Annotated in this window: 21 protein-coding genes; 15 read left to right on the top strand and 6 right to left on the bottom strand. The window is 71.7% G+C overall.

The annotated features are described in order from the left end of the window. Positions 1-126: 126 nt before the first annotated feature. Together NOD94_RS32180 and NOD94_RS32175 are read right to left on the bottom strand one after the other, a co-directional pair. Complete coding sequence (locus tag NOD94_RS32180; protein WP_281209707.1) at positions 127-423, bottom strand: MTH1187 family thiamine-binding protein; 297 nt, start codon at positions 421-423, stop codon at positions 127-129. Continuing rightward, positions 420-767 carry a DUF3817 domain-containing protein gene (locus NOD94_RS32175; protein ID WP_281209706.1) on the bottom strand — a complete coding sequence of 116 codons (348 nt, stop codon included), beginning with the start codon at positions 765-767 and terminating at the stop codon, positions 420-422. The genes NOD94_RS32180 and NOD94_RS32175 overlap by 4 nt, the downstream gene beginning before the upstream one ends. A gap of 151 nt (positions 768-918) precedes the next feature. On the opposite strand from NOD94_RS32175, the gene NOD94_RS32170 reads away from it, so the two are divergent. The 5 genes from NOD94_RS32170 (at position 919) to NOD94_RS32150 (ending at position 4,265) form a co-directional block, all read left to right on the top strand. Further along, on the top strand, positions 919-1,557 hold the full coding sequence (locus tag NOD94_RS32170) for an AIM24 family protein (protein WP_281209705.1): 639 nt from the start codon (positions 919-921) through the stop codon (positions 1,555-1,557). Then, positions 1,557-2,207 (top strand): AIM24 family protein, encoded by a 651-nt coding sequence (locus NOD94_RS32165; RefSeq protein ID WP_281209704.1) that lies wholly within the window; start codon positions 1,557-1,559, stop codon positions 2,205-2,207. Before NOD94_RS32170 ends, NOD94_RS32165 begins: the two co-directional genes overlap by 1 nt. Positions 2,208-2,218: 11 nt before the next feature. Next, positions 2,219-3,022: an AIM24 family protein gene (locus tag NOD94_RS32160; protein ID WP_281209709.1), complete on the top strand. Its 804-nt coding sequence runs from the start codon at positions 2,219-2,221 to the stop codon at positions 3,020-3,022. Positions 3,023-3,098: 76 nt separating this feature from the next. After that, positions 3,099-3,575, top strand: a complete 477-nt coding sequence (locus tag NOD94_RS32155; RefSeq protein WP_281209703.1) for a MarR family transcriptional regulator — start codon at positions 3,099-3,101, stop codon at positions 3,573-3,575. A gap of 120 nt (positions 3,576-3,695) precedes the next feature. Continuing rightward, positions 3,696-4,265, top strand: a complete 570-nt coding sequence (locus tag NOD94_RS32150) for a PepSY domain-containing protein (RefSeq protein WP_281209702.1) — start codon at positions 3,696-3,698, stop codon at positions 4,263-4,265. Positions 4,266-4,361: 96 nt separating this feature from the next. On the opposite strand, the gene meaB is transcribed toward NOD94_RS32150, so the two are convergent. Continuing rightward, positions 4,362-5,324: a methylmalonyl Co-A mutase-associated GTPase MeaB gene (gene meaB, locus NOD94_RS32145; RefSeq protein WP_281209701.1), complete on the bottom strand. Its 963-nt coding sequence runs from the start codon at positions 5,322-5,324 to the stop codon at positions 4,362-4,364. An 8-nt stretch (positions 5,325-5,332) separates the two neighbouring features. Continuing rightward, a complete protein-coding gene (locus NOD94_RS32140; RefSeq protein ID WP_281209700.1) occupies positions 5,333-6,535 on the bottom strand; it encodes an acetyl-CoA C-acetyltransferase in 1,203 nt (400 codons plus the stop codon). A gap of 146 nt (positions 6,536-6,681) precedes the next feature. Here NOD94_RS32140 and mce point away from each other — a divergent pair, with 146 nt between their 5' ends. From mce to NOD94_RS32105, 7 genes are all read left to right on the top strand, one after another. Further along, positions 6,682-7,125 (top strand): methylmalonyl-CoA epimerase, encoded by a 444-nt coding sequence (gene mce, locus NOD94_RS32135; protein ID WP_281209699.1) that lies wholly within the window; start codon positions 6,682-6,684, stop codon positions 7,123-7,125. 282 nt (positions 7,126-7,407) lie between these two features. Further along, positions 7,408-11,943, top strand: a complete 4,536-nt coding sequence (gene scy, locus NOD94_RS32130) for a polarized growth protein Scy (protein WP_281209698.1) — start codon at positions 7,408-7,410, stop codon at positions 11,941-11,943. A gap of 207 nt (positions 11,944-12,150) precedes the next feature. Further along, entirely contained in the window at positions 12,151-13,089 is a 939-nt protein-coding gene (locus NOD94_RS32125; protein WP_281209697.1) for a cellulose-binding protein, read from the top strand. A gap of 112 nt (positions 13,090-13,201) precedes the next feature. Next, positions 13,202-14,206, top strand: coding sequence for an ABC transporter ATP-binding protein (locus tag NOD94_RS32120; protein ID WP_281209696.1), 1,005 nt, complete (start codon positions 13,202-13,204; stop codon positions 14,204-14,206). Further along, positions 14,206-14,985: an ABC transporter permease subunit gene (locus NOD94_RS32115; RefSeq protein ID WP_281209708.1), complete on the top strand. Its 780-nt coding sequence runs from the start codon at positions 14,206-14,208 to the stop codon at positions 14,983-14,985. The genes NOD94_RS32120 and NOD94_RS32115 overlap by 1 nt, the downstream gene beginning before the upstream one ends. Before the next feature lie 178 nt (positions 14,986-15,163). Beyond that, positions 15,164-16,324: an ABC transporter ATP-binding protein gene (locus NOD94_RS32110; RefSeq protein WP_281209695.1), complete on the top strand. Its 1,161-nt coding sequence runs from the start codon at positions 15,164-15,166 to the stop codon at positions 16,322-16,324. Further along, on the top strand, positions 16,321-17,154 hold the full coding sequence (locus NOD94_RS32105) for an ABC transporter permease (protein ID WP_281209694.1): 834 nt from the start codon (positions 16,321-16,323) through the stop codon (positions 17,152-17,154). Before NOD94_RS32110 ends, NOD94_RS32105 begins: the two co-directional genes overlap by 4 nt. A 16-nt stretch (positions 17,155-17,170) precedes the next feature. Here the strand turns inward: NOD94_RS32105 and NOD94_RS32100 are convergent, their stop codons facing one another. Beyond that, positions 17,171-17,497 (bottom strand): ATP/GTP-binding protein, encoded by a 327-nt coding sequence (locus NOD94_RS32100; protein WP_281209693.1) that lies wholly within the window; start codon positions 17,495-17,497, stop codon positions 17,171-17,173. A gap of 255 nt (positions 17,498-17,752) precedes the next feature. Here NOD94_RS32100 and NOD94_RS32095 point away from each other — a divergent pair, with 255 nt between their 5' ends. After that, positions 17,753-18,796 carry an LLM class flavin-dependent oxidoreductase gene (locus NOD94_RS32095; protein WP_281209692.1) on the top strand — a complete coding sequence of 348 codons (1,044 nt, stop codon included), beginning with the start codon at positions 17,753-17,755 and terminating at the stop codon, positions 18,794-18,796. An 84-nt stretch (positions 18,797-18,880) separates the two neighbouring features. Here the strand turns inward: NOD94_RS32095 and NOD94_RS32090 are convergent, their stop codons facing one another. Next, the gene (locus tag NOD94_RS32090) at positions 18,881-19,273 is read right to left on the bottom strand and encodes an SCO5389 family protein (protein WP_281209691.1); all 393 of its coding nucleotides are present in this window, start codon (positions 19,271-19,273) and stop codon (positions 18,881-18,883) included. 219 nt (positions 19,274-19,492) lie between these two features. Here NOD94_RS32090 and nucS point away from each other — a divergent pair, with 219 nt between their 5' ends. Beyond that, the gene (gene nucS, locus NOD94_RS32085; RefSeq protein ID WP_281209690.1) at positions 19,493-20,164 is read left to right on the top strand and encodes an endonuclease NucS; all 672 of its coding nucleotides are present in this window, start codon (positions 19,493-19,495) and stop codon (positions 20,162-20,164) included. A gap of 75 nt (positions 20,165-20,239) precedes the next feature. After that, on the top strand, positions 20,240-20,513 hold a 274-nt coding region (locus tag NOD94_RS32080; RefSeq protein WP_281209689.1), incomplete at its 3' end, for a hypothetical protein.

The following is a 20,513-nucleotide window of genomic DNA, read 5'->3' as shown; positions in this document are numbered from 1 at the left end:
CCCTACTACGCGGTCGGGGGGCCCCGCCGCGCCCGGGACTGAACCCCCGCGACCCCGCGCCCGGACACGGCAGTGCCCCCGGCCGGAGCCGGGGGCACTTCACCGTTCTCGGACGGGCGGCCGGGCTCAGCCCTCCGCGAGGTGCCGTTCCACGGTCTCCACCTTGGAGGTCATCCCGTCGCTGACTCCCGGCCTGATGTCGGCCTTGAGGATGAAGGAGACCCGGGGCGCCCGCGCCTCGACGGCGGCCACCGCGCGCTTGACCACGTCCATGACCTGGTCCCACTCGCCCTCCACGGTCGTGAACATCGCGTCGGTGCGGTTCGGCAGGCCGGACTCGCGCACGACACGGACCGCGTCGGCGACGTACTCCCCGACCTCCTCGCCGACGCCCAGCGGGGTCACCGAGAACGCGATGATCATGCCTGCGCCGCCTCACGGGCGACGCGGGCGGCCACGACGCTGTCGGCCTCGTCGCGCTTGAGCAGCTTGTCGCCGTACAGGCCGCCGAAGGGCAGCAGCGCCAGCACGAAGAACAGGGCGACCTTCTTCACCGGCCACTTCGCCTTGTTCCAGACATCGAGCAGGAACACCGCGTAGATCACGAACAGGATGCCGTGCAGGATGCCGAGCGGCATCATCAGGAAGTCGATGTCCGAGACCCGACTCAGCAGCGAGCCGAAGATCAGCAGGGCCGGGAACGACAGTGCCTCCGGGACGGAGATGAGGCGCAGTCGGTGCAGGGCGGAGGCGGTCTTGATGTCCACGTGGAACCTTCGGGGGTGGCGGCCGGGGGTCCGTCCCAGTCTCTCAGCCGCTCCCGAAGATCTTCCCCCGGGTCCCGGGCGGGGTCGAGTGTGGCGCATATCGGCCACAGGGCCCTGTTCCGCCCAGCCTGCTGCGGATACCTTCTTTCCCGTGGCTCAGTTCCGACTCCAAGGCAGCAAGGTGCTCGCCGTCGACCTGACCGGTGACGCCGTGAAAGCGAAGAACGGCGCCATGGTCGCGTACGACGGTCAGATGTCCTTCAAGAAGATGACCGGCGGTGGCGAAGGCCTCCGCGGCATGGTGACCCGCCGGTTGACCGGCGAACAGATGACGGTGATGGAGGTGCAGGGGCACGGCACCTGCTTCTTCGCCGACCGCGCGAGCGAGATCAACCTCGTGGACCTGCACGGCGACAAGCTCTACGTGGAGTCCAGCAACCTGCTGTGCGCCGACGCGGGCCTGCGCACCGGTACCTCGTTCACCGGCCTGCGCGGCGCGTCGACGGGCAACGGGCTCTTCACCACGACCATCGAGGGTTCCGGCCGGGCGGCGATCATGTCCGACGGTCCGGCGGTGGTGCTGCGCGTCAGCGCCCAGTACCCGCTCTCGGTGGACCCGGGCGCGTACGTCGCGCACACCGGCGACCTCCGGCAGTCCTTCCAGTCCGGGGTGAACTTCCGCACCCTGATCGGCGAGGGCTCGGGCGAGGCGTTCCAGATCCGCTTCGAGGGCGAGGGCCTGGTCTACGTGCAGCCCAGCGAGCGCAACACCGTCGGGGGCGACGTCTGATGCCGTTCCGCGAGATCAACTCGAAGATGGTCGAGGCCCAGGTGGTGCCGGGCCGGAAGATGTACAGCCAGCGCGGCGCGATGCTCGCCTACCGCGGCGAGGTCTCCTTCACCCCCAGCCTGACCGGCGGTCAGGGCGGCGTGATGGGCATGATCGGACGCCGGGTGGCGAACGAGCAGACCCCGTTGATGGAGGTCGAGGGCAGCGGCACCGTGATGTTCGGCCACGGCGGCCACCACATCCAGGTGATCAACCTGTCCGGCGAGACGCTGTACGTGGAGGCCGACCGCCTCCTCGCCTTCGACGGCACGCTCCAGCAGGGCACCATGTTCATGGGCTCGCAGGGCGGCGTCATGGGCATGGTGCGCGGCCAGGTGAGCGGCCAGGGCCTGTTCACCACCACCCTCAAGGGCCACGGCGCGGTCGCCGTGATGGCCCACGGCGGGGTCATCGAGCTCCCCATCACCCCCAACCGCCCGATCCACGTGGACCCGCAGGCGTACGTCGCCCACCACGGGGACGTCAGGAACAAGCTCTCCGCCGCGCTGGGCTGGCGCGACATGGTGGGGCGCGGCTCGGGCGAGGCGTTCCAGTTGGAGCTGTCCGGCCAGGGCGCGGTGTACGTACAGGCCTCGGAGGAGAAGCTGTGAACTTTGGTCCCGTGACCGGTGGGCCCGGCGGGCCGACGGTCTTCGACCCGTACACCCTGCCCTCCGACGACAACGTGAACCCCTACACCTTCTGCGTGGAGCTCAAGGGGAGCCAGTGGTTCCTGCAGAAGGGCAAGATGATCTCGTACTACGGGAACATCGAGTTCAACGGGATCGGCCACGGTCGTTTCGACCGGCTGCTGCGCACCAGCTTCCACTCGCCGCTGCACGCGAGCGACTGGGTGGTGGCCGAGGGGCAGGGCAAGATGCTGCTCGCCGACCGGGCCTTCGACGTGAACTCGTTCGACCTGGAGAACGGCAACCTGACGATCCGTTCCGGGAACCTGCTGGCCTACCAGCCCACCCTCGCGCTGAAGCAGTCGATCGTCCCGGGTTTCCTGACCCTGATCGGAACCGGGAAGTTCGTGGCTGCGTCCAACGGACCGGTGGTGTTCATGGAGCCGCCGCTGCGTGTGGACCCGCAGGCGCTGGTGGGCTGGGCCGACTGCCCCTCCCCGTGCCACCACTACGACCACGGCTACATGTCGGGCGTGATGGGCGGGCTCCGCTCGCTGACGGGCATCGGAGGCGCGTCGGGCGAGGAGCACCAGTTCGAGTTCGTGGGGGCGGGAACGGTGCTGTTGCAGTCCTCCGAGATGCTGATGGCGGAGCAGGCGGTCGGCGCGGTCGGCGCAGGCGCGGTCGGCGGCAACGCGCAGGGCGTTCCGGGCGCGGGCCAGGGTCCGGTGGGACAGGTCGGCGTGCCCCGCATGCCGGGACAGCTGGGTGATCTGCAACGGCGCTTCGGCCTGTGACCTTCCACGGATCTCCGGCCATCCGCAGATCTTCCGAGTTTTGTACGTAATTCAACTTCTTAGGTAGAGTTCATTCATGGAGACCGAAACGGCCACCCGCTGGCTCACCGATGCCGAACAGTGCGCCTGGCGCACCCACCTGGACGTCAGCCGACTACTGATGCACCAGCTGGAAAAGGATCTCCAGCCCTTCGGACTCACCAACAACGACTACGAGATCCTCGTGAACCTCTCGGAGTCGGAGAACCACCGGATGCGGATGAGCGACCTCGCCACCGCCACCCTGCAGTCCAAGAGCCGGCTCTCGCACCAGATCACCCGAATGGAGGCGTCCGGCCTGGTCCGCCGGGAGAACTGCGAGTCGGACCGCCGCGGCCTGTACGCGGTCCTGACGGACGAGGGCATGGAGACCATGCGCAAGGTGGCCCCGCACCACGTGGCGTCCGTGCGGGAACACTTCATCGACCTGCTGTCCCCGGCATCGCTGACGGCCCTGCGCGACTCCCTGGGCCCGGTGGCGGAACACCTCCGGGGCAGCCGCGGCAAGATCTGAGCCGCGGGGACTCCGAGGCGCCGTACCCGACGGGCGGCCGGACAATGGGCGGTAATCGCTCACAGCCGGCCGTCCGCCGAGCGACCGTAAGCGCCCGGCCGGCCCGAGGAGGTCCAGCCCATGAAGCGCAACCTGTACGTTTCCGCGGCCGCGGCCGTCGTCCTGATGGCCGGAGGTCCGGTGGCAGCCGCGTCGGCGGCGACCGCCGACTCGTCGAGAACCGCCCCCGCATCCGCCGTCGCGCGGGTGGACGTGGACGCGGGCGGAGCGGCGGCGGCAGCCCTCAAGCACTTCCCCGGTGTCGTCGAGTCCCTCGATCAGGACGGCGCCATCTGGCACGTCAACGTGATCGGCAAGGACGGCGTCACCAACGCCGAGCTGGAGGTCTCCGCCACCGGCGCGGTCACGGAACGCAACAAGGACCGGGACGACAACGCCGCGGAGAACGCCCGCCTGGTCGGAGCGAAGATCACCGCCGCCGCCGCGATGAAGGCGGCCCTCGCCGCGCACCCGGGCACGGTCGTGTCGGTCGACTGGGACGACGACAACGGCTCCGCCCCGCACTGGAACGTCGAGGTCAAGGCCGCCGACGGCAAGACGTCGAACTACGACGTGAGCTCCACGGACGGCAAGGTCACCGTGTCCTCGGACGACGGTGGCAACGACAACGACGGCAACGACGACAACTGAGATCCGCCCGCGGGAACGCAAGACCCGTAGGACCCCCTGCGTGACGGCGGGGCGGCCCGGGGCGCGCGATGCGCCCCGGGCCGCCCCGCCCGGCTTTCAGGCCTCCGTCAGGCTGTCGAGCAGGGCGTCGGCGGCCGCGTACGGATCCAGCTCGCCCTCCGCGACGCGGCGCGCGAGCGCGTCGAGCCGGGCGTCGCCGTGCAGGTCGGCGAGTCGGGCCCGCAGTGCGGTGATCGCGATCGTCTCGACCTCCCGCGCGGCGCGGGCTGCCCGGCGCTCGGCCAGCACCCCCCGCTCGTCCATCCACGCGCGGTGCTTCTCCAGCGCCTCGACCAGCTCGTCGATGCCCTGGCCGCGGGCCGCGACCGTCTTGACGATCGGCGGCCGCCAGTCGTCCCGGCCGCGGGCCTCGCCCAGGCCCAGCATGTGGTTCAGCTCCCGGGCCGTCGCGTCCGCGCCGTCCCGGTCGGCCTTGTTCACCACGTACACGTCGCCGATCTCCAGGATCCCGGCCTTCGCGGCCTGGATCCCGTCGCCCATCCCCGGCGCCAGCAGCACCACCGAGGTGTCGGCCTGTGAGGCGATCTCCACCTCCGACTGCCCGACCCCGACCGTCTCGACCAGGATCACCTCGCAGCCGGCCGCGTCGAGCACCCGGATCGCCTGCGGGGCGGCCCAGGCCAGGCCGCCCAGGTGTCCCCGGGTGGCCATGGAGCGGATGTACACGCCCGGGTCGCCGGCGTGGTCCGACATCCGGACCCGGTCGCCGAGGAGCGCCCCGCCCGAGAAGGGCGAGGACGGGTCCACGGCGAGCACCCCGACCCGCTTGCCGGCCTTGCGGTAGGCCGACACGAGGGCCGAGGTCGACGTCGACTTTCCGACGCCGGGCGAACCGGTCAGGCCGACCACGTACGCTCCGCCGGTCAGCGGGGCCAGGGCGGCCATCACCTCGCGCAGGTGCGGCGACGCCCCCTCGACCAGTGAGATCAGCCGGGCCACCGCCCGCGGCCGGCCCTCGCGGGCCTGCGCGACCAGCGTGGGGACGTCCACCGTCGTCATACGGCCGCCTACGCCTTCGGAACGCGGATCACGAGGGCGTCGCCCTGACCGCCGCCGCCGCACAGCGCGGCCGCTCCGACGCCACCGCCGCGGCGCTTGAGCTCCAGGGCCAGGTGCAGCACGACGCGGGCGCCGGACATGCCGATCGGGTGGCCCAGGGCAATGGCGCCACCGTTGACGTTCACCTTTTCCGGGGTCACCCCGAGGTCCTTCATTGACTGCACGGCGACCGCCGCGAAGGCCTCGTTGATCTCGATCAGGTCCAGGTCGGCGACCTCCAGGCCCTCCTTCTTCAGGGCGTGCGCGATCGCGTTCGACGGCTGCGACTGGAGCGAGTTGTCCGGGCCGGCCACGTTGCCGTGGGCGCCGATCTCGGCGATCCACTCCAGGCCGAGCTCCTCCGCCTTCGCCCTGCTCATCACGACCACGGCGGCGGCGCCGTCGCTGATCTGCGAGGAGGTGCCGGCGGTGATGGTGCCGTCCTTCGCGAACGCCGGGCGCAGCTTGCCGAGGGACTCCGCCGTGGTCTCGGGGCGGATGCCCTCGTCGGAGGAGAACAGCACCGGGTCGCCCTTGCGCTGCGGGATCTCGACCGGGGTGATCTCGGCCTCGAAGATCCCGTTCTTCTGCGCGGCGGCGGCCCGCTGGTGCGAGGCCGCGGCGAACTCGTCCTGCGGGGCGCGCTCGATGCCCAGGCGGGTGTTGTGCTTCTCGGTGGACTCGCCCATCGCGATGTTCTCGAAGGCGTCGGTGAGGCCGTCGTAGGCCATCGCGTCGAGCATCTCGATGGCGCCGTACTTGAAGCCCTCGCGGGACTTCGGCAGCAGGTGCGGGGCGTTGGTCATCGATTCCTGGCCGCCCGCGACCACGACGTCGAACTCACCGGCGCGGATGAGCTGGTCGGCGAGCGCGATGGCGTCGAGGCCCGAGAGGCAGACCTTGTTGATGGTGAGCGCCGGGACGTTCATCGGAATGCCCGCCTTGACGGCGGCCTGGCGGGCGGGGATCTGGCCCGCGCCGGCCTGGAGCACCTGGCCCATGATCACGTACTGGACCTGGTCGCCGGAGATCCCGGCCCGTTCCAGCGCGGACTTGATGGCGAAACCGCCGAGGTCGGCTCCCGAGAAGGACTTCAGCGAGCCGAGCAGGCGTCCCATGGGCGTGCGGGCCCCGGCGACGATCACGGAAGTGGTGCTGTTCGATCCGGACATGAGGCGGATCCCCTTTCAACAAGGGAAGCTGAGGAGTGAACGAGGGTTTACCTGAATGTACTGAGCGGTACCCGCGCAGTCACCGGGCAGTCGGTGTGATCGCTGGCACGTTGCGTGACCACCCTCCTCGGCGGTGAAGTGTTCCCATGCTGACAAGAATCGACCACATCGGGATCGCCTGCTTCGACCTGGACAAGACCGTCGAGTTCTACCGTGCCACGTACGGCTTCGAGGTGTTCCACTCCGAGATCAACGAGGAGCAGGGCGTCCGCGAGGCCATGCTCAAGATCAACGAGACGTCCGACGGCGGCGCCTCCTACCTCCAGCTGCTGGAGCCGACCCGCGAGGACTCGGCCGTCGGCAAGTGGCTCGCCAAGAACGGCGAGGGCGTCCACCACATCGCGTTCGGCACCGCCGACGTCGACGGTGACGCCGAGGCCATCCGCGGCAAGGGCGTCCGCGTCCTGTACGACGAGCCCCGCATCGGCTCCATGGGCTCCCGGATCACCTTCCTGCACCCGAAGGACTGCCACGGCGTCCTCACCGAACTCGTCACCTCCAAGCCCGAGGACCCGACCGCCTCCCACTGACCCGAAGAGCCCGGACGAACACCGCGAACCTCGCATTCGGCGCCGCCCGCCGGGATCCTCCCGGTGCCCCGGGGCGGGCATCTCGTCGAGAGCGCACTGATGTCCCGATTCCCCGGCCGGTAGAGTGGCCATGGCTCGGCCGGGGTTCGGTGCGGAGACGGGGTCGGGGCCTGTGACCCCTGCCCCGGTATCTGACACCATTCCCCCGGGGGCGTCGTTCAGCGGGCGAGCGATGCTCATTTGGAAATGAGCTTGCGACCAGGGGACGGATGGGACCGCGCTGTGCGGGGCTACGAAAGCCAGGAGAGCCATCAGGCCGAGGCCGACCACCTCTCGCGCTTCGAGGCCGAGATGGAGCGGCTGAAGAAGGAGCGCGGGAAGGCCGTCCAGCACGCGGAAGACCTGGGCTACCAGGTCGAGGTGCTGCGCGCCAAGCTCCATGAGGTACGCCGCAATCTCGCGTCCCGCCCTGCCTACGACGGCGCGGACATGGGCTATCAGGCGGAGCAACTGCTCCGCAATGCCCAGATCCAGGCCGACCAGATGCGCTCCGACGCCGAGCGCGAGCTGCGCGACGCCCGGGCGCAGACCCAGCGCATCCTCCAGGAGCACGCCGAGCACCAGGCGCGCCTGCAGGCCGAGCTGCACTCCGAGGCCGTCAACCGCCGCCAGCGGCTGGACCAGGAGCTCAACGAGCGCCGCCAGACCGTCGAGGCGCACGTCAACGAGAACGTCGCGTGGGCCGAGCAACTGCGCGCCCGTACGGAGTCCCAGGCCCGCCGGCTCATGGACGAGTCCCGCGCCGAGGCCGAGCAGGCGCTGAACGCCGCCCGCGCCGAGGCCGCCCGGACCGTCGAGGAGGCCCGCCGCAGGCTGGCCGCCGACACCGAGACCGCCCGCGGCGAGGCCGAGTCCACCCTGCTGCGCGCCCGCAAGGAGGCCGAGCGGCTGCTGGCCGCCGCCTCCGCCCAGGCCCAGGAGGCCACCGAGCACGCGGAGCGGCTGCGGAGCACCACCACCGCCGAGGCCGAGCAGACCCGGCAGCAGACCATGGACCTCGGCAGGGTGGCCGAGGCCCGGGTGCAGGAGGCCGACGGGGCGCTGCGCTCGGCCCGCTCGGAGGCCGAGACCCTCCTCGCGGAGGCCAAGGAGAGCGCCGCCCGGCAGCTCGCCTCGGTCGAATCCGTCAACGAGCAGCGCACCCGGACCGCCAAGGAGCAGGTCGCCCGGCTGGTCGGCGAGGCGACCAAGGAGGCCGAGGCCCTCAAGGCGGAGGCCGAGCAGGCCCTGGCCGACGTCCGCGCGGAGGCGGAGCGGCTGCGCACCGAGGCCGGCGAGCAGGCCCGTACGGCCGCCGCCGAGGACACCGCGGCGCAGCTGGCGAAGGCCGCGCGCACGGCGGAGGACGTACTGAACAAGGCCTCGGAGGACGCCCGGGCCACCACCCGCGCCGCGTCCGAGGAGGCCGAACGGATCCGCCGCGAGGCGGAGTCCGAGGCGGAGCGGCTGCGCGCCCAGGCGGCGACCACGGCCGACGAGCTCAAGGGCGCCGCCAAGGACGACACCGAGGAGTACCGGGCCCGCACGGTCGAGCTGCAGGAGGAGGCCCGCCGGCTGCGCGGCGAGGCCGAACAGCTGCGCGCGGAGGCCGTCGCCGAGGGCGAGCGGATCCGCGGCGAGGCCCGCCGCGAGGCGGTCCAGCAGATCGAGGAGGCGGCCCGTACCGCCGAGGAGCTCCTCGGCAAGGCCAAGTCGGACGCCGACGAACTGCGCGGCGGGGCCACCGCCGAGAGCGAGCGGGTCCGCGCGGAGGCCGTGGAGCGGGCCACCACCCTGCGCCGGCAGGCCGAGGAGACCCTGGAGCGCACCCGCGCCGAGGCCGAGCGGCTGCGCGCCGAGGCCGAGGAGCAGGCGCAGGCCGTGGCCGCCGAGGCGGACGCGGCGGCCCGTGCCCGGCGCGAGGAGACCGAGCAGGCCCTCGCCGCGAAGCGCGCGGAGGCCGACGCGGAACTGGTCCGGCTCCACACGGACGCCGAGACCCGCCTGACGACGGCCGAGCAGACGCTGCGCGACGCCCGCGCGGCGTCGGAGGCCGTCCGCAAGGAGACGACCGAGGAGAACGACCGGCTGCGCGCCGAGTCGGCGGAGCGGATCCGTACCCTCCAGGCCCAGGCCCAGGCGGAGGCCGACCAGCTGCGCACCGACGCGGCGGACGACGCCGGGCGGGTCCGCGCGGAGGCCGAGCAGGTCTCCGTACGGCTGCGCGGCGAGGCCGAGGTCGAGGCGGAGCGGCTGCGCACCGAGGCCCAGGAGACGGCGGACCGGCTGCGCTCCGAGGCCAAGGCGGCTGCCGAGCGGGTCGCGGCGGAGGCCGCCGAGGCCCTGTCGGCCGCCCAGGAGGAGGCCGCGCGGCGGCGCCGGGAGGCCGAGGAGACCCTGTCGGCGGCCCGGACGGACGCCGGCAACGAGCGGGCTCAGGCCCGCGAGCAGAGCGAGGAACTCCTCGCGCAGGCCCGCAAGCGCTCCGAGGAGGCCACCGCCGAGGCGGTCTGGCTGACCGAGGAGGCCGAGCGGCGCGCGTCCGAGGTGGTCGCGGCGGCCGAGGCCACCGCCCAGCAGGTCCGCGACGCCGTGGCCGGGCTGCACGAGCAGGCCGAGGAGGAGATCGCCGGACTGCGCAGCGCCGCCGAGCACGTGGCGGAGCGTACGCGCACCGAGGCGGAGGAGGAGTCGGACCGGGTCCGCGCCGACGCCCGGGCGGAACGCGAGCGCGCGGCCGAGGACGCGGCCCGCGTCCGCGACGAGGCCCGAATCGAGACGGACGCGGCGAAGGCCCTCGCGGAGCGCACGGTCGGCGACGCGATCGCCGAGTCCGAGCAACTGCGGGCCGACACCGCGGAGTACGCGCAGCGGGTGCGCACCGAGGCGACGGACGCCCTGGCGGCGTCGGAGCGCGACGCGGCGCGGACCCGGGCGGACGCCCGGGACGACGCGAACCGGATCCGCGGCGAGGCGGCGGAGTCCCTGGAGGCGTCGCGCACCGAGGGCGGCCTGATCGTCGCCGAGGCGACGGCGGAGGCCGAGCGCGTCACCGCGGAGACCCTGGCGGCGAACGCCCTCACGGTCGGCGAGGCCACGGCGGAGGCCGAGCGGCTGACCGCGGAGGCGCTGGCCGCGGCGGACGCGACCCGCGCCGAGGCGGCGGACACCCTCGACGAGGCCCGTACGGAGGCGGGCAGGCTGCGCACCGAGGCCGCCGAGCAGGCGGACCGGCTGGTCTCCGGGGCGGCGGCCGAGGCCGAGCGCCTCACGGAGGAGACCCGCGCGGCGAACGAGGCCACCGTCGGCGAGGCCACCGCGAAGGCGGAGCGGCTCACCGCGCAGGCGGCGGAGACGCTCGCCGCGGCCGAGCGGGACTCGACGCGGATCCTGGTCGACGCGCGCGCCGAGGGCGACCGGCTGGTCGAGGAGACCCGCGCGGCGAACGAGGCCACCGTCGGCGAGGCCGCCGCGGAGGCGGAGCGGTTGCTCGCCGAGGCGGCGAACGCCCTGGACGAGGCCCGTACGGAGGGCGGCCGGATCATCGGCGAGGCCACCGCGGAGGCCGACCGCGTCACGGTCGCGGCGAACGAGACCCTGGCCGCGGCCGAGCGGGAGGCCGAGCAGACGCTCGACGAGGCCCGCACGGAGGCCGGTCGGCTGCGCACCGAGGCCGCCGAGCAGGCGGACCGGCTCATCACCGAGGCCGTCTCCGAGTCGGAGAAGCTCACCGAGCAGACCCGCAAGGACAACGAGCGCACGGTCGGCGAGGCGCGGACCGAGGCCGAGCGGCTGCGCGCGGAGGCGGCCGAGTCGCTGTCCTCGGCGCAGGAGCACGCGACGCGTACCCGGTCGGAGGCCGAGCGGGTCAAGGCGCAGGCTGCGTCCGAGGCCGAGCGCACCCGCGCGCAGGCCCGTACCGAGTCCGAGCGGCTGCTGGACGAGGCCCGTGAGGCGGCCAACAAGCGGCGCAGCGAGGCCGCGGAGCAGGTGGACCGGCTCATCACGGAGGCCTCGGCGGAGGCGGACAAGCTCACCGCCGACGCCGGCCGGCAGGCCCTGGCCGCCACCACGGCGGCCGAGGAGCAGGCCGACGCGATGGTCGACGCGGCGCGCAAGGAGGCCGAGCGGATCACGGCGGAGGCGACCGTCGAGGGCAACTCCACGGTGGAGAAGGCCCGTACGGACGCGGACGAGCTGCTGGTCGGGGCGCGTACGGACGCGGCCGCCATAAGGGAGCGGGCCGAGGAGCTGCGTTCGCGGGTCGAGTCCGAGGTCGAGGAGCTGCACGAGCGGGCCCGTCGGGAGTCGTCGGAGCAGATGAAGTCCGCCGGCGAGCGCGTGGACAAGCTGGTGCGGGCGGCGACCGAGCAGAGCGTCGAGGCCGAGACGAAGGCCAAGGCCCTGGTGTCGGACGCGAGCAGCGAGGCCGGCAAGGTCCGGATCGCGGCGGTGCGCAAGGCGGAGGCGCTGCTCAAGGAGGCCGAGACGAAGAAGGCCGAACTGGTCCGGATCGCCGAGGCGGCGCTGTCGGAGGCCCGCGCGGAGGCGGAGCGGCTGGTCGAGGAGGGCCGGCGGGAGCTGGAGGTCCTGGTGCGCAGGCGCGAGGACATTCAGGCGGAGATCTCCCGTGTCCAGGACGTTCTTGAGGCGTTGGAATCATTCGAGGCACCTTCGGGTGGCGGAAAGCCCCTGTTGGGCGGCCAGGGCGCGGGGGGCGTGAAGGCCGGCGCAACAGCGGGTTCCACTCGTTCGGGTGGCAAGACATCCGAGGGGTAGTCGGAACGCATGATGTGTGCTGCCGATGTGTGCTCCTGATGAAGGTTCAGGCGGACGAGTGACCAGCAATCCGTCGCCTTGCCACTCAAAAGGGGTGTCATTGTCCAGGGCAAACACGGATTGACTCGATGACACGCCGCCCGGGCGCCTAGGATTCCCCTTAACACCTCACGTAGCACCTCATTGGTCTCATTCGACAGGAACCCCATGAGCGACTCTCACTCCCCCTTCGGCTTCGAGCTCGTGCGGCGTGGTTACGACCGCGGTCAGGTGGACGACCGCATTACCAAGCTGGTCTCCGACCGCGACAGCGCCCTAGGACGTATCAACTCTCTGGAAAAGCGGATCGAGGAGCTGCACCTCGAAACGCAGAACGCCCAGGCCCAGGTGAGCGACGCCGAGCCGTCGTACGCCGGCCTCGGCGCCCGGGTCGAGAAGATCCTGCGGCTGGCCGAGGAGGAGGCGAAGGACCTGCGCGAGGAGGCCCGTCGCGCGGCCGAGCAGCACCGGGAGCTGGCCGAGTCGGCGGCCCAGCAGGTGCGCAACGACGCCGAGTCGTTCGCGTCGGACCGCAAGTCGAAGGCGGAGGACGAGGGCGTCCGCATCGTCGAGAAGGCCAAGGGTGACGCTTCCACCCTGCGTGCGGAGGCGCAGAAGGACGCGGCTTCCAAGCGCGAGGAGGCCGACGCGCTGTTCGAGGAGACCCGCGCCAAGGCCGCCCAGGCCGCCGCGGACTTCGAGACCAACCTGGCCAAGCGCCGCGAGCAGTCGGAGCGCGACCTGGCCTCGCGTCAGCAGAAGGCCGAGAAGCGCCTCGCGGAGATCGAGCACCGCGCGGAGCAGCTCCGCCTGGAGGCCGAGAAGCTCCGTACGGACGCCGAGCGCCGCGCCCGCCAGACCGTGGAGACCGCGCAGCGCCAGGCCGAGGACATCGTCGCCGACGCCAACGCCAAGGCCGACCGGATCCGCAGCGAGTCCGAGCGCGAGCTGGCGGCGCTCACCAACCGTCGCGACTCCATCAACGCGCAGCTGACCAACGTCCGCGAGATGCTGGCGACGCTGACGGGCGCGGCCGTGGCGGCCGCGGGTACCCCGATCGACGACGAGCCGGTGACCCGTGGTGTTCCGGCGCAGCAGAGCCGCTAGGGCTTCCTCCCGAAGGCATTTGCTACGCGCCGGTAGCGAAACAGTGGTTCCGTGGGCCGTATGTCACCCGTTCGAGGTGGCGTACGGCCCTTCGGCGTTCTAGCGTGTCGGCATGATCGAGCTTGAGGGCCTTACCAAACGATTCGGCGCGAAGACCGCCGTGGACCACCTCAGCTTCCAGGTCAAACCGGGGGTGGTCACCGGCTTCCTCGGCCCCAACGGGGCCGGGAAGTCCACGACCATGCGCATGATGCTCGACCTCGACAACCCGACCAGCGGGACGGTCAGGATCGACGGCAAGCACTACCGGGACCTGCCGGAGCCTTTGAAGTACATCGGAGCGCTGCTCGACGCGAAAGCCATGAACGGCGCGCGCAGCGCCTACAACAACCTCCTCTGCCTCGCCCAGTCGAACCGGATCCCGGAGAGCCGGGTGGCCGAGGTCCTGGACCTGGTCGGGTTGACGGCCGTGGCGAAGAAGAAGTCGAAAGGATTTTCGCTCGGGATGGGGCAGCGGCTGGGAATCGCCGCCGCGCTGCTCGGGGATCCGGAGATCCTCATGTTCGACGAACCCGTCAATGGTCTGGACCCTGAGGGAATTCTCTGGATCCGCAATCTCATGAAGGGCCTGGCATCGGAAGGACGGACGATCTTCGTCTCGTCCCACTTGATGAGCGAAATGGCGCTGACCGCCGACCATTTGGTGGTGATCGGACAAGGGAAGCTCCTCGCCGACTTGTCGATGGCCGATTTCATCCAGCAGAACTCGCGGAGTTTCGTCCGACTGCGCTCGCCGCAGCAGGAACGACTCAAGGACGTCCTGCACGAGGCCGGGATCACCGCCATCAGCGTGCCGGCCACCGGCGCGCTGGAGATCGACGGTGTGGAGTCGGAGCGGCTCGGCGAGCTGGCCGCCCAGCACCAGATCGTGCTGCACGAACTCAGCCCGCAACGGGCTTCACTGGAGGAAGCGTTCATGCGCATGACGGCGGACTCCGTCGAGTACCACGCCCACGCGCCGGGCGTGTCCGGCCCGCCGGCCGGCCCCACGCCGGGTCCGGTGGACGCCGCCGCCTGGGGCGCCGGTTTCGACGCGACGCGCAAGGGCGGCGAGTGATCATGGCCTTCTCCGCAGTCCTCCGCTCCGAGTGGACCAAGATCCGCACGGTCGCCTCCACCACGTGGACCCTGGCTTCCGCGCTCGTCGTCACCGTCGGCATCAGCGCCGCGCTGTGCGCGCTGTTCAACTCCACCTTCGACGACATGCCGAAGGAACAGCAGATCACCTTCGACCCCACCCTCGCGAGCTTCGCGGGCATGACCCTCGGGCAGCTCGCGATGATCGTCTTCGGTGTCCTGGTGGTCGGCAGCGAGTACAACTCGGGCATGATCCGCACCTCGCTGGCCGCCGTGCCGGGCCGGGCGGGCTTCCTCTTCGGCAAGCTCACCGTCGCGACGGCGCTCGCGCTCGTCGTGGGTCTGCTGACCAGCTTCATCTCGTTCTTCCTGGGCCAGGCGGTCCTGGGCGACCGCAGCATCGGGATCGGCGAGGACAACGTCCTGCGGGCGGTGATCGGCGCCGGCCTCTACATGGCGCTGATCTCGCTGTTCTCGATGGGCGTGACCGCCATGCTGCGCAGCCAGATGCTGGCGCTCGGCATCCTGATGCCGTTCTTCTTCCTGGTCTCGACCATCCTCGGAGCCGTCGAGACGACCCGGAAGGTGGCGCAGTACTTCCCGGACCAGGCGGGCTCCAAGATCATGCAGGTGGTGCCCGGCGCGATGGACAGCGGCGAAACGCCGTACGGACCGTGGGGCGGCCTCGGGATCATGGTGCTGTGGACCCTCGCCGCCGTACTCGGGGGCTACATCGTCCTGAAGAAGCGCGACGCGTGACCTAGGCGTACCCGGGGCGTCCGTCGCAGGACGGACGCCCCGGGTACTACGGGACATCCCGGAGCCGGATCTCAGGGGGAGCTCAGGGATTCGGTCCGGGTGGGAACCGACGTAGGCTCGATACCCTCTTAAAGCTCATACGGACGAGAGCCTTCCGGGCCTGGCAAGGGGCAGCACGATGATCGAGGCAGTCGGCCTGACCAAGCGCTTCGGCGCGAAGACCGCCGTCGAGCAGCTGTCGTTCCAGGTCAGGCCGGGTCACGTCACCGGTTTCCTGGGGCCCAACGGCTCCGGCAAATCCACCACCATGCGCATGATCCTCGGCCTGGACCGGCCCACGGCCGGTCACGTCACGATCAACGGCTCCCCCTTCCGGGAGCTGCCCAACGCCCAGCGGCACGTCGGCGCCCTCCTCGACGCCAAGGCCATGCACGGCGGCCGCAAGGCCCGCACCCACCTGCTGTCCATCGCCCAGCTCTCCGGGATCCCCGAGAAGCGGGTGGACGAGGTACTGGGCGTCGTCGGCCTCCAGGACGCCGCACGGCAGCGCACCAAGGGCTTCTCCCTCGGCATGGGCCAGCGCCTCGGCATCGCGACCGCCCTGCTCGGGGACCCCCAGGTGCTCCTCTTCGACGAGCCGGTCAACGGACTCGACCCCGAGGGCATCCTCTGGGTCCGCAACCTGATGCGGAAGCTCGCGGCCGAGGGCCGCACCGTCTTCGTCTCCTCGCACCTCATGAGCGAGATGGCGCTGACCGCCGACCACCTGATCGTCATCGGCCGGGGCCGGCTGCTCGCCGACATGAGCGCCCAGGACTTCATCACGCACAACTCGGCCGGATTCGCGCGGGTCCGGCCCGCCGCCGACCGGCCCGACGGCCGGGCCGCCCTCGGCACGGCGCTCGTCAAGGCGGGCGGCCGCGTCCTCCAGGAGACGGACGGGGCCCTGCGGGTCACCGGACTGGAACTCCCCCGCATCAGCGACGTCGCCCACGAGGCCGGGGTGCGGCTGTGGGAGCTGTCCCCGCACCGGGCCTCGCTGGAGGAGGCCTACATGCGGATGACGCAGTCCTCCCTGGAGTACACCTCCACCGAGGACCCCCGCGCCGAGCTGTGGGAGCCCGAACCGCTGACCGTTCCCGACTGGGAGGAGGAGGCAGCCGCCACCGAGGTCCCGACGGAGACCGCCGCGAGCTTCTTCGCTCCCCCGCCCCCCACGGCGGGCGGACAGCCCTTCCTGATGCCCGGCAGCGCCGCCGACCTCGCCCCCGCCGTACGACAGGGCGACACGGCCCGGACGCCCGAGACGGCCCAGAGCACCTCCGAGGACCACAGATGACCGGCCGCCCCGCCCCGAACACGACCTACACCTCGCCGATGCCCACCCCGCGGCCGCACCTGGGCCACGCGCTGGCCTCGGAGTGGACGAAGCTGACCTCGGTGCGCTCCACCCTGTGGACGCTCGGCTCGCTGGTGGCCCTGGTCGTCGGCGTGGGCCTGCTGGCCATCGTCCAGACCCGGGGCGCGGACTACATGAAGACGCCCTACACGGGGCCGGCCCTCTTCGGCCTCATGGTCGGGCAGGTCGCCGTGATCGTCCTCGGCGTGCTGACGATCTGCTCCGAGTACAGCACCGGACTGATCCGCACCACCTTCACGGCGGCCCCCGAGCGGACGCGGGTGCTCACCGCCAAGTACCTCGTCTTCGGGGCCGTCTCCTTCGCCGTCATCGTCGGCTCAGTAGCAGTCGTCGGCCTGTCCGCCGCCCTGGTGCACAAGGCTTCGCCCGACGGGTCCCGGTGGGTCTCGGCGTGGGCGGGCGCGCTGGGCGGCTGCTTCTACGTCACCCTGCTCGGGGTCCTCGCCCTGGCCGTCGGCGCGCTCGTACGGCATTCCGCGGGGGGCATCGCCGTGATGCTGGGCGTGGTGACCCTGCCGCCCGTCCTCGGCTCCATCCTGACCGCCTGGCCCTCGACGGCGGGGATCGGGGCGGCCGTCCTGCGGTACAACGCCCCGCTCGCGCTGGTCCAGTTCTTCGGGCTCCAGGACGAGGCGACGATAGAGGGAACAACGGTCCCCGGGAACGGGGCCCAACTCCTGTTGCTCCTCACCGTGACGGGGGCCGCGGTCGCCGCCTCGTACGTCGTGGTGCGGCGCCGGGACGTCTGAGGCCGCGCCGGCCCGGTCAGTACTTGGGCGCGTTCCGGGACCGCTGCACCTTCGTGGTGCGGCGGTCCTTCGCGTTCCAGCAGGCCTTGTGCCAGTGCCGCCGATCGTCCACGCCGCCGTACTCGGGCCAGGCCACGAGGTGCGGGGTGCCCGAGGGGATCTCCTGGTCACAGCCGGGGCAGCGGTAGCGCTTGCCCGCCGCGGCGGCGCCCGCCACGTGCCGGACCTTCCACTCCTCGCCCTGGTACTCCTCGGTCCGCTCCAGCCCGAACCGGTCGAGGCCGGTTCCGGGTCGCTCGTCCGGGGTCTCGCCGCCCCTGGGGCGGTTGTGGCGCGGTGACACGTATACCTCACGAAAGGGCGGCGGGCAGTGACTTTCTCCCAGACTACGCGCAGCGAGCCGGGGTACCCGCAGGGTGGCCGGAGAAGGCCGGAGACGGCCGGACCACGTCGACGGACCGGCCCGACAATCTCAATAACTTTCCGGTGAGGCCGTGCCTTTGGCACGTGTCAGACGTTGTTGCCATCAGACGTTGATGCCATCAGCGGGTCGGTCCGCCTGGGGGAGGCCGCGTCAGCCGCGAGGAGGATAAGGGCGATGCGCGTAGGAGCGTTTGTACTGGCGGCCCAGTTTCCGGGCCAGGGACAGGGGGAGGCGCTGCACCGGGCGGTGCGGACCGCCGAGGTCGCCGAGGAGGCCGGGCTGGACTCGGTCTGGCTGGCCGAGCACCACTTCGTGCCGTACGGGGTCTGCCCGTCGGCGGTGACCCTGGCGGCACTGCTGCTGGGACGGACCCGGCGGCTGCGGGTCGGGACCGCGGTGAGCGTGCTGCCGAGCACGCACCCGGTGGCCCTCGGGGAACAGGCGGCCCTGCTGCACGTCACCTCGGGAGGCCGGTTCACCCTCGGGGTGGGCCGGGGCGGCCCGTGGGTGGACCTGGAGGTGTTCGGGGGCGGCCTGGCGGCGTACGAGAGCGGCTTCCGCGAGGACCTCGACCTGTTGCGGCGCTGGCTGACCGAGCCGCGCGTGGGGGCGGCCGGCGACCGGCACTCCTTCCGCGAGGTGGCCGTCGTACCGCGGCCGGACGAGGCGCTGGACGGCGACGGGAGTGGGCCTGAAGTGATCGTCGCCTGCACCTCCCCGGCGTCGGTGCGCACCGCCGCGGAGCGCGGACTGCCGATGCTGCTGGGCATGCACTGCGGCGACGAGGACAAGGCCGCGATGGTCGCGATGTGGCGCCGCACCGCACTGGCGGCCGGGCACGCGCCCGACGCCGTACGGGCGGCCGGACACGTCTCGGCGGGCGTCTGCCAGCTGGCGGACCGGACGGCGGACGCCCGCGAGACCCTGGTCAAGGCGATGCCCGGATGGTTCCGTCAGGGCCTGGACGCGCACGTCACGGTCGACGGCCGCGAGCGCGCGATGCGCGATCCCGTCGCCTACACGGAACTGCTGTGCGCCCTGCATCCGGTCGGCACCCCGAGGTTGGCGGCGGACCGGCTCGCGGCGACCTCGGAACGCACCGGGATCACGCGCTTCGCCCTGCTGACGGAAGGCTCCGGAGACCTAGCCGCGACCGAGGAGAACGTACGACGCCTCGGCGCCGAGGTGCTGCCGCGCCTGGAGGCGGTCGGGACCTGAGGCCCGGTGGACCGGGCCTGGGCTGCCGCTCCGGTGTCAGTCGCACCTCCCGCGACACGGAGCGGCAGCGAAGTACCGGTCCTGCTAGCAGTCCCGCATCTCCGGCGACTGGTTGAGCAGCTGGCCACGGATCGAGGTGAACCGGGCGTGCCTCTCATCCGACGAGGAATCCAGCGGGAAGACCGCCACACGGTGGCAGTTCTGGAATGCCAGGCGCACCCCGAAGTGCCGTTGAAGCGCACCACGTATCGCGTCACTCGCGAGCGCGCGCAGCAGCTGCCCGCGCGCCTGCTCGTCCGGCGGCGGCGTCTGGTTGTCGGCGAACTCTCCGCCCTCAACCTCCAGCTGGGCCGTCAACGAGCTGATCATCTCCCATGCGTAGGGCAGGGAGGTCCGGACGCAGTCGACGAAGGCTGCTTCGTCGACCTCGCCTCGCTCGGCCTGTTCGAGTAGGGCCGGTGAGACGTCGAGCGACATGGGTTCTCCTCTCGTGACCCCGGCCGTTGGGTTGCCGGAGCCTTACGGGCAGGGAAGGAGATCGCGACGCAGCGTGCACGCTCGACGACCTCCCGCTCACCACGGTAGGCGCCCACCGGGTACCGCACCAGGAGAATGCGCATACAACGCGCCATCGGCGAACGGGGCTTTCAGGGGCGAATCGCGTGGAGGCGCATCCGTCGAGTAGCGTTGCCGACCATGCGTCTCGTCATTGCCCGCTGCTCCGTCGACTACGCGGGCCGGCTCACCGCCCATCTGCCCTCGGCACCCCGTCTGATCCTCGTGAAGGCCGACGGCAGTGTCTCGATCCACGCGGACGACCGGGCGTACAAACCGCTCAACTGGATGTCGCCCCCGTGCACCCTCAAGGAGGGGAGCGGTGACGACGCGGGCGTCTGGACCGTCGTCAACAAGGCGGGCGAGAAGCTCATCATCACCATGGAGGAAGTCCTCCACGACTCCTCCCACGAGCTGGGCACCGACCCCGGGCTCATCAAGGACGGCGTCGAGGCGCACCTCCAGGAGCTGCTCGCCGACCGGATCGACACGCTGGGCGAGGGTTACACGCTGATCCGGCGCGAGTACATGACGGCCATCGGCCCCGTCGACATCCTGTGCCGGGACGCCTCCGGCGCGACGGTCGCGGTGGAGATCAAGCGACGTGGGGAGATCGACGGCGTCGAACAGCTCACCCGCTACCTGGAACTGCTGAACCGCGACCCGCATCTGGCCCCGGTCCGTGGCGTGTTCGCGGCGCAGGAGATCAAGCCGCAGGCGCGCGTGCTCGCGAACGACCGCGGCATGGCCTGCGTGGTGCTCGACTACAACGCCATGCGCGGCATCGAGGACGACAAGCTCCGCCTTTTCTGACCTCCCTGTTTTTGACGCGCGGCCGTACGTCGGACACGGCGAAGGCCCCCGGGACGATTCCCGGGGGCCTTCGCCGTGTCCTGGGCCGGGCGCTACGCCGTGGTGGCCGTCGGGGAGCCCTCGACGGCCGAGGCGCTGACGCTCGCGGGAGTCGTCGCCGGGGTCGTGGCGGTCGCGGGCGGCGTCTCGGGGGGCGTCGGGGTGACGGTGGGCGTCGGGGTGCCCGGGTCGGGCTCCGGGTCCGTGGGCGTGGTTGTCGGGGTGGGCGTCGTCGGCTTCCCCGGGGGCCGCGGTGTGACCGCCGGGACGCCGGGGCGCCGCGGCGGGGTCGCGCGGGGTGTCGGGCCGC

It is taken from the genome of Streptomyces sp. Isolate_45 (genome assembly GCF_024721315.2).
Lineage (GTDB): Bacteria > Actinomycetota > Actinomycetes > Streptomycetales > Streptomycetaceae > Streptomyces.
The sequence above is the reverse complement of the archived record's forward strand: the minus strand, read 5'-3'. Positions and strand labels throughout refer to the sequence as shown.

What these genes read in the sequence shown, in the direction of transcription:
- NOD94_RS32180 (WP_281209707.1), bottom strand. Translation starts at nt 423, where the DNA reads ATGATCATCGCGTTCTCGGTGACCCCGCTGGGCGTCGGCGAGGAGGTC.
- NOD94_RS32165 (WP_281209704.1), top strand. Translation starts at nt 1,557, where the DNA reads ATGCCGTTCCGCGAGATCAACTCGAAGATGGTCGAGGCCCAGGTGGTG.
- NOD94_RS32155 (WP_281209703.1), top strand. Translation starts at nt 3,099, where the DNA reads ATGGAGACCGAAACGGCCACCCGCTGGCTCACCGATGCCGAACAGTGC.
- NOD94_RS32150 (WP_281209702.1), top strand. Translation starts at nt 3,696, where the DNA reads ATGAAGCGCAACCTGTACGTTTCCGCGGCCGCGGCCGTCGTCCTGATG.
- meaB (WP_281209701.1), bottom strand. Translation starts at nt 5,324, where the DNA reads ATGACGACGGTGGACGTCCCCACGCTGGTCGCGCAGGCCCGCGAGGGC.
- NOD94_RS32140 (WP_281209700.1), bottom strand. Translation starts at nt 6,535, where the DNA reads ATGTCCGGATCGAACAGCACCACTTCCGTGATCGTCGCCGGGGCCCGC.
- mce (WP_281209699.1), top strand. Translation starts at nt 6,682, where the DNA reads ATGCTGACAAGAATCGACCACATCGGGATCGCCTGCTTCGACCTGGAC.
- NOD94_RS32125 (WP_281209697.1), top strand. Translation starts at nt 12,151, where the DNA reads ATGAGCGACTCTCACTCCCCCTTCGGCTTCGAGCTCGTGCGGCGTGGT.
- NOD94_RS32120 (WP_281209696.1), top strand. Translation starts at nt 13,202, where the DNA reads ATGATCGAGCTTGAGGGCCTTACCAAACGATTCGGCGCGAAGACCGCC.
- NOD94_RS32110 (WP_281209695.1), top strand. Translation starts at nt 15,164, where the DNA reads ATGATCGAGGCAGTCGGCCTGACCAAGCGCTTCGGCGCGAAGACCGCC.
- NOD94_RS32105 (WP_281209694.1), top strand. Translation starts at nt 16,321, where the DNA reads ATGACCGGCCGCCCCGCCCCGAACACGACCTACACCTCGCCGATGCCC.
- NOD94_RS32095 (WP_281209692.1), top strand. Translation starts at nt 17,753, where the DNA reads ATGCGCGTAGGAGCGTTTGTACTGGCGGCCCAGTTTCCGGGCCAGGGA.
- NOD94_RS32090 (WP_281209691.1), bottom strand. Translation starts at nt 19,273, where the DNA reads ATGTCGCTCGACGTCTCACCGGCCCTACTCGAACAGGCCGAGCGAGGC.
- nucS (WP_281209690.1), top strand. Translation starts at nt 19,493, where the DNA reads ATGCGTCTCGTCATTGCCCGCTGCTCCGTCGACTACGCGGGCCGGCTC.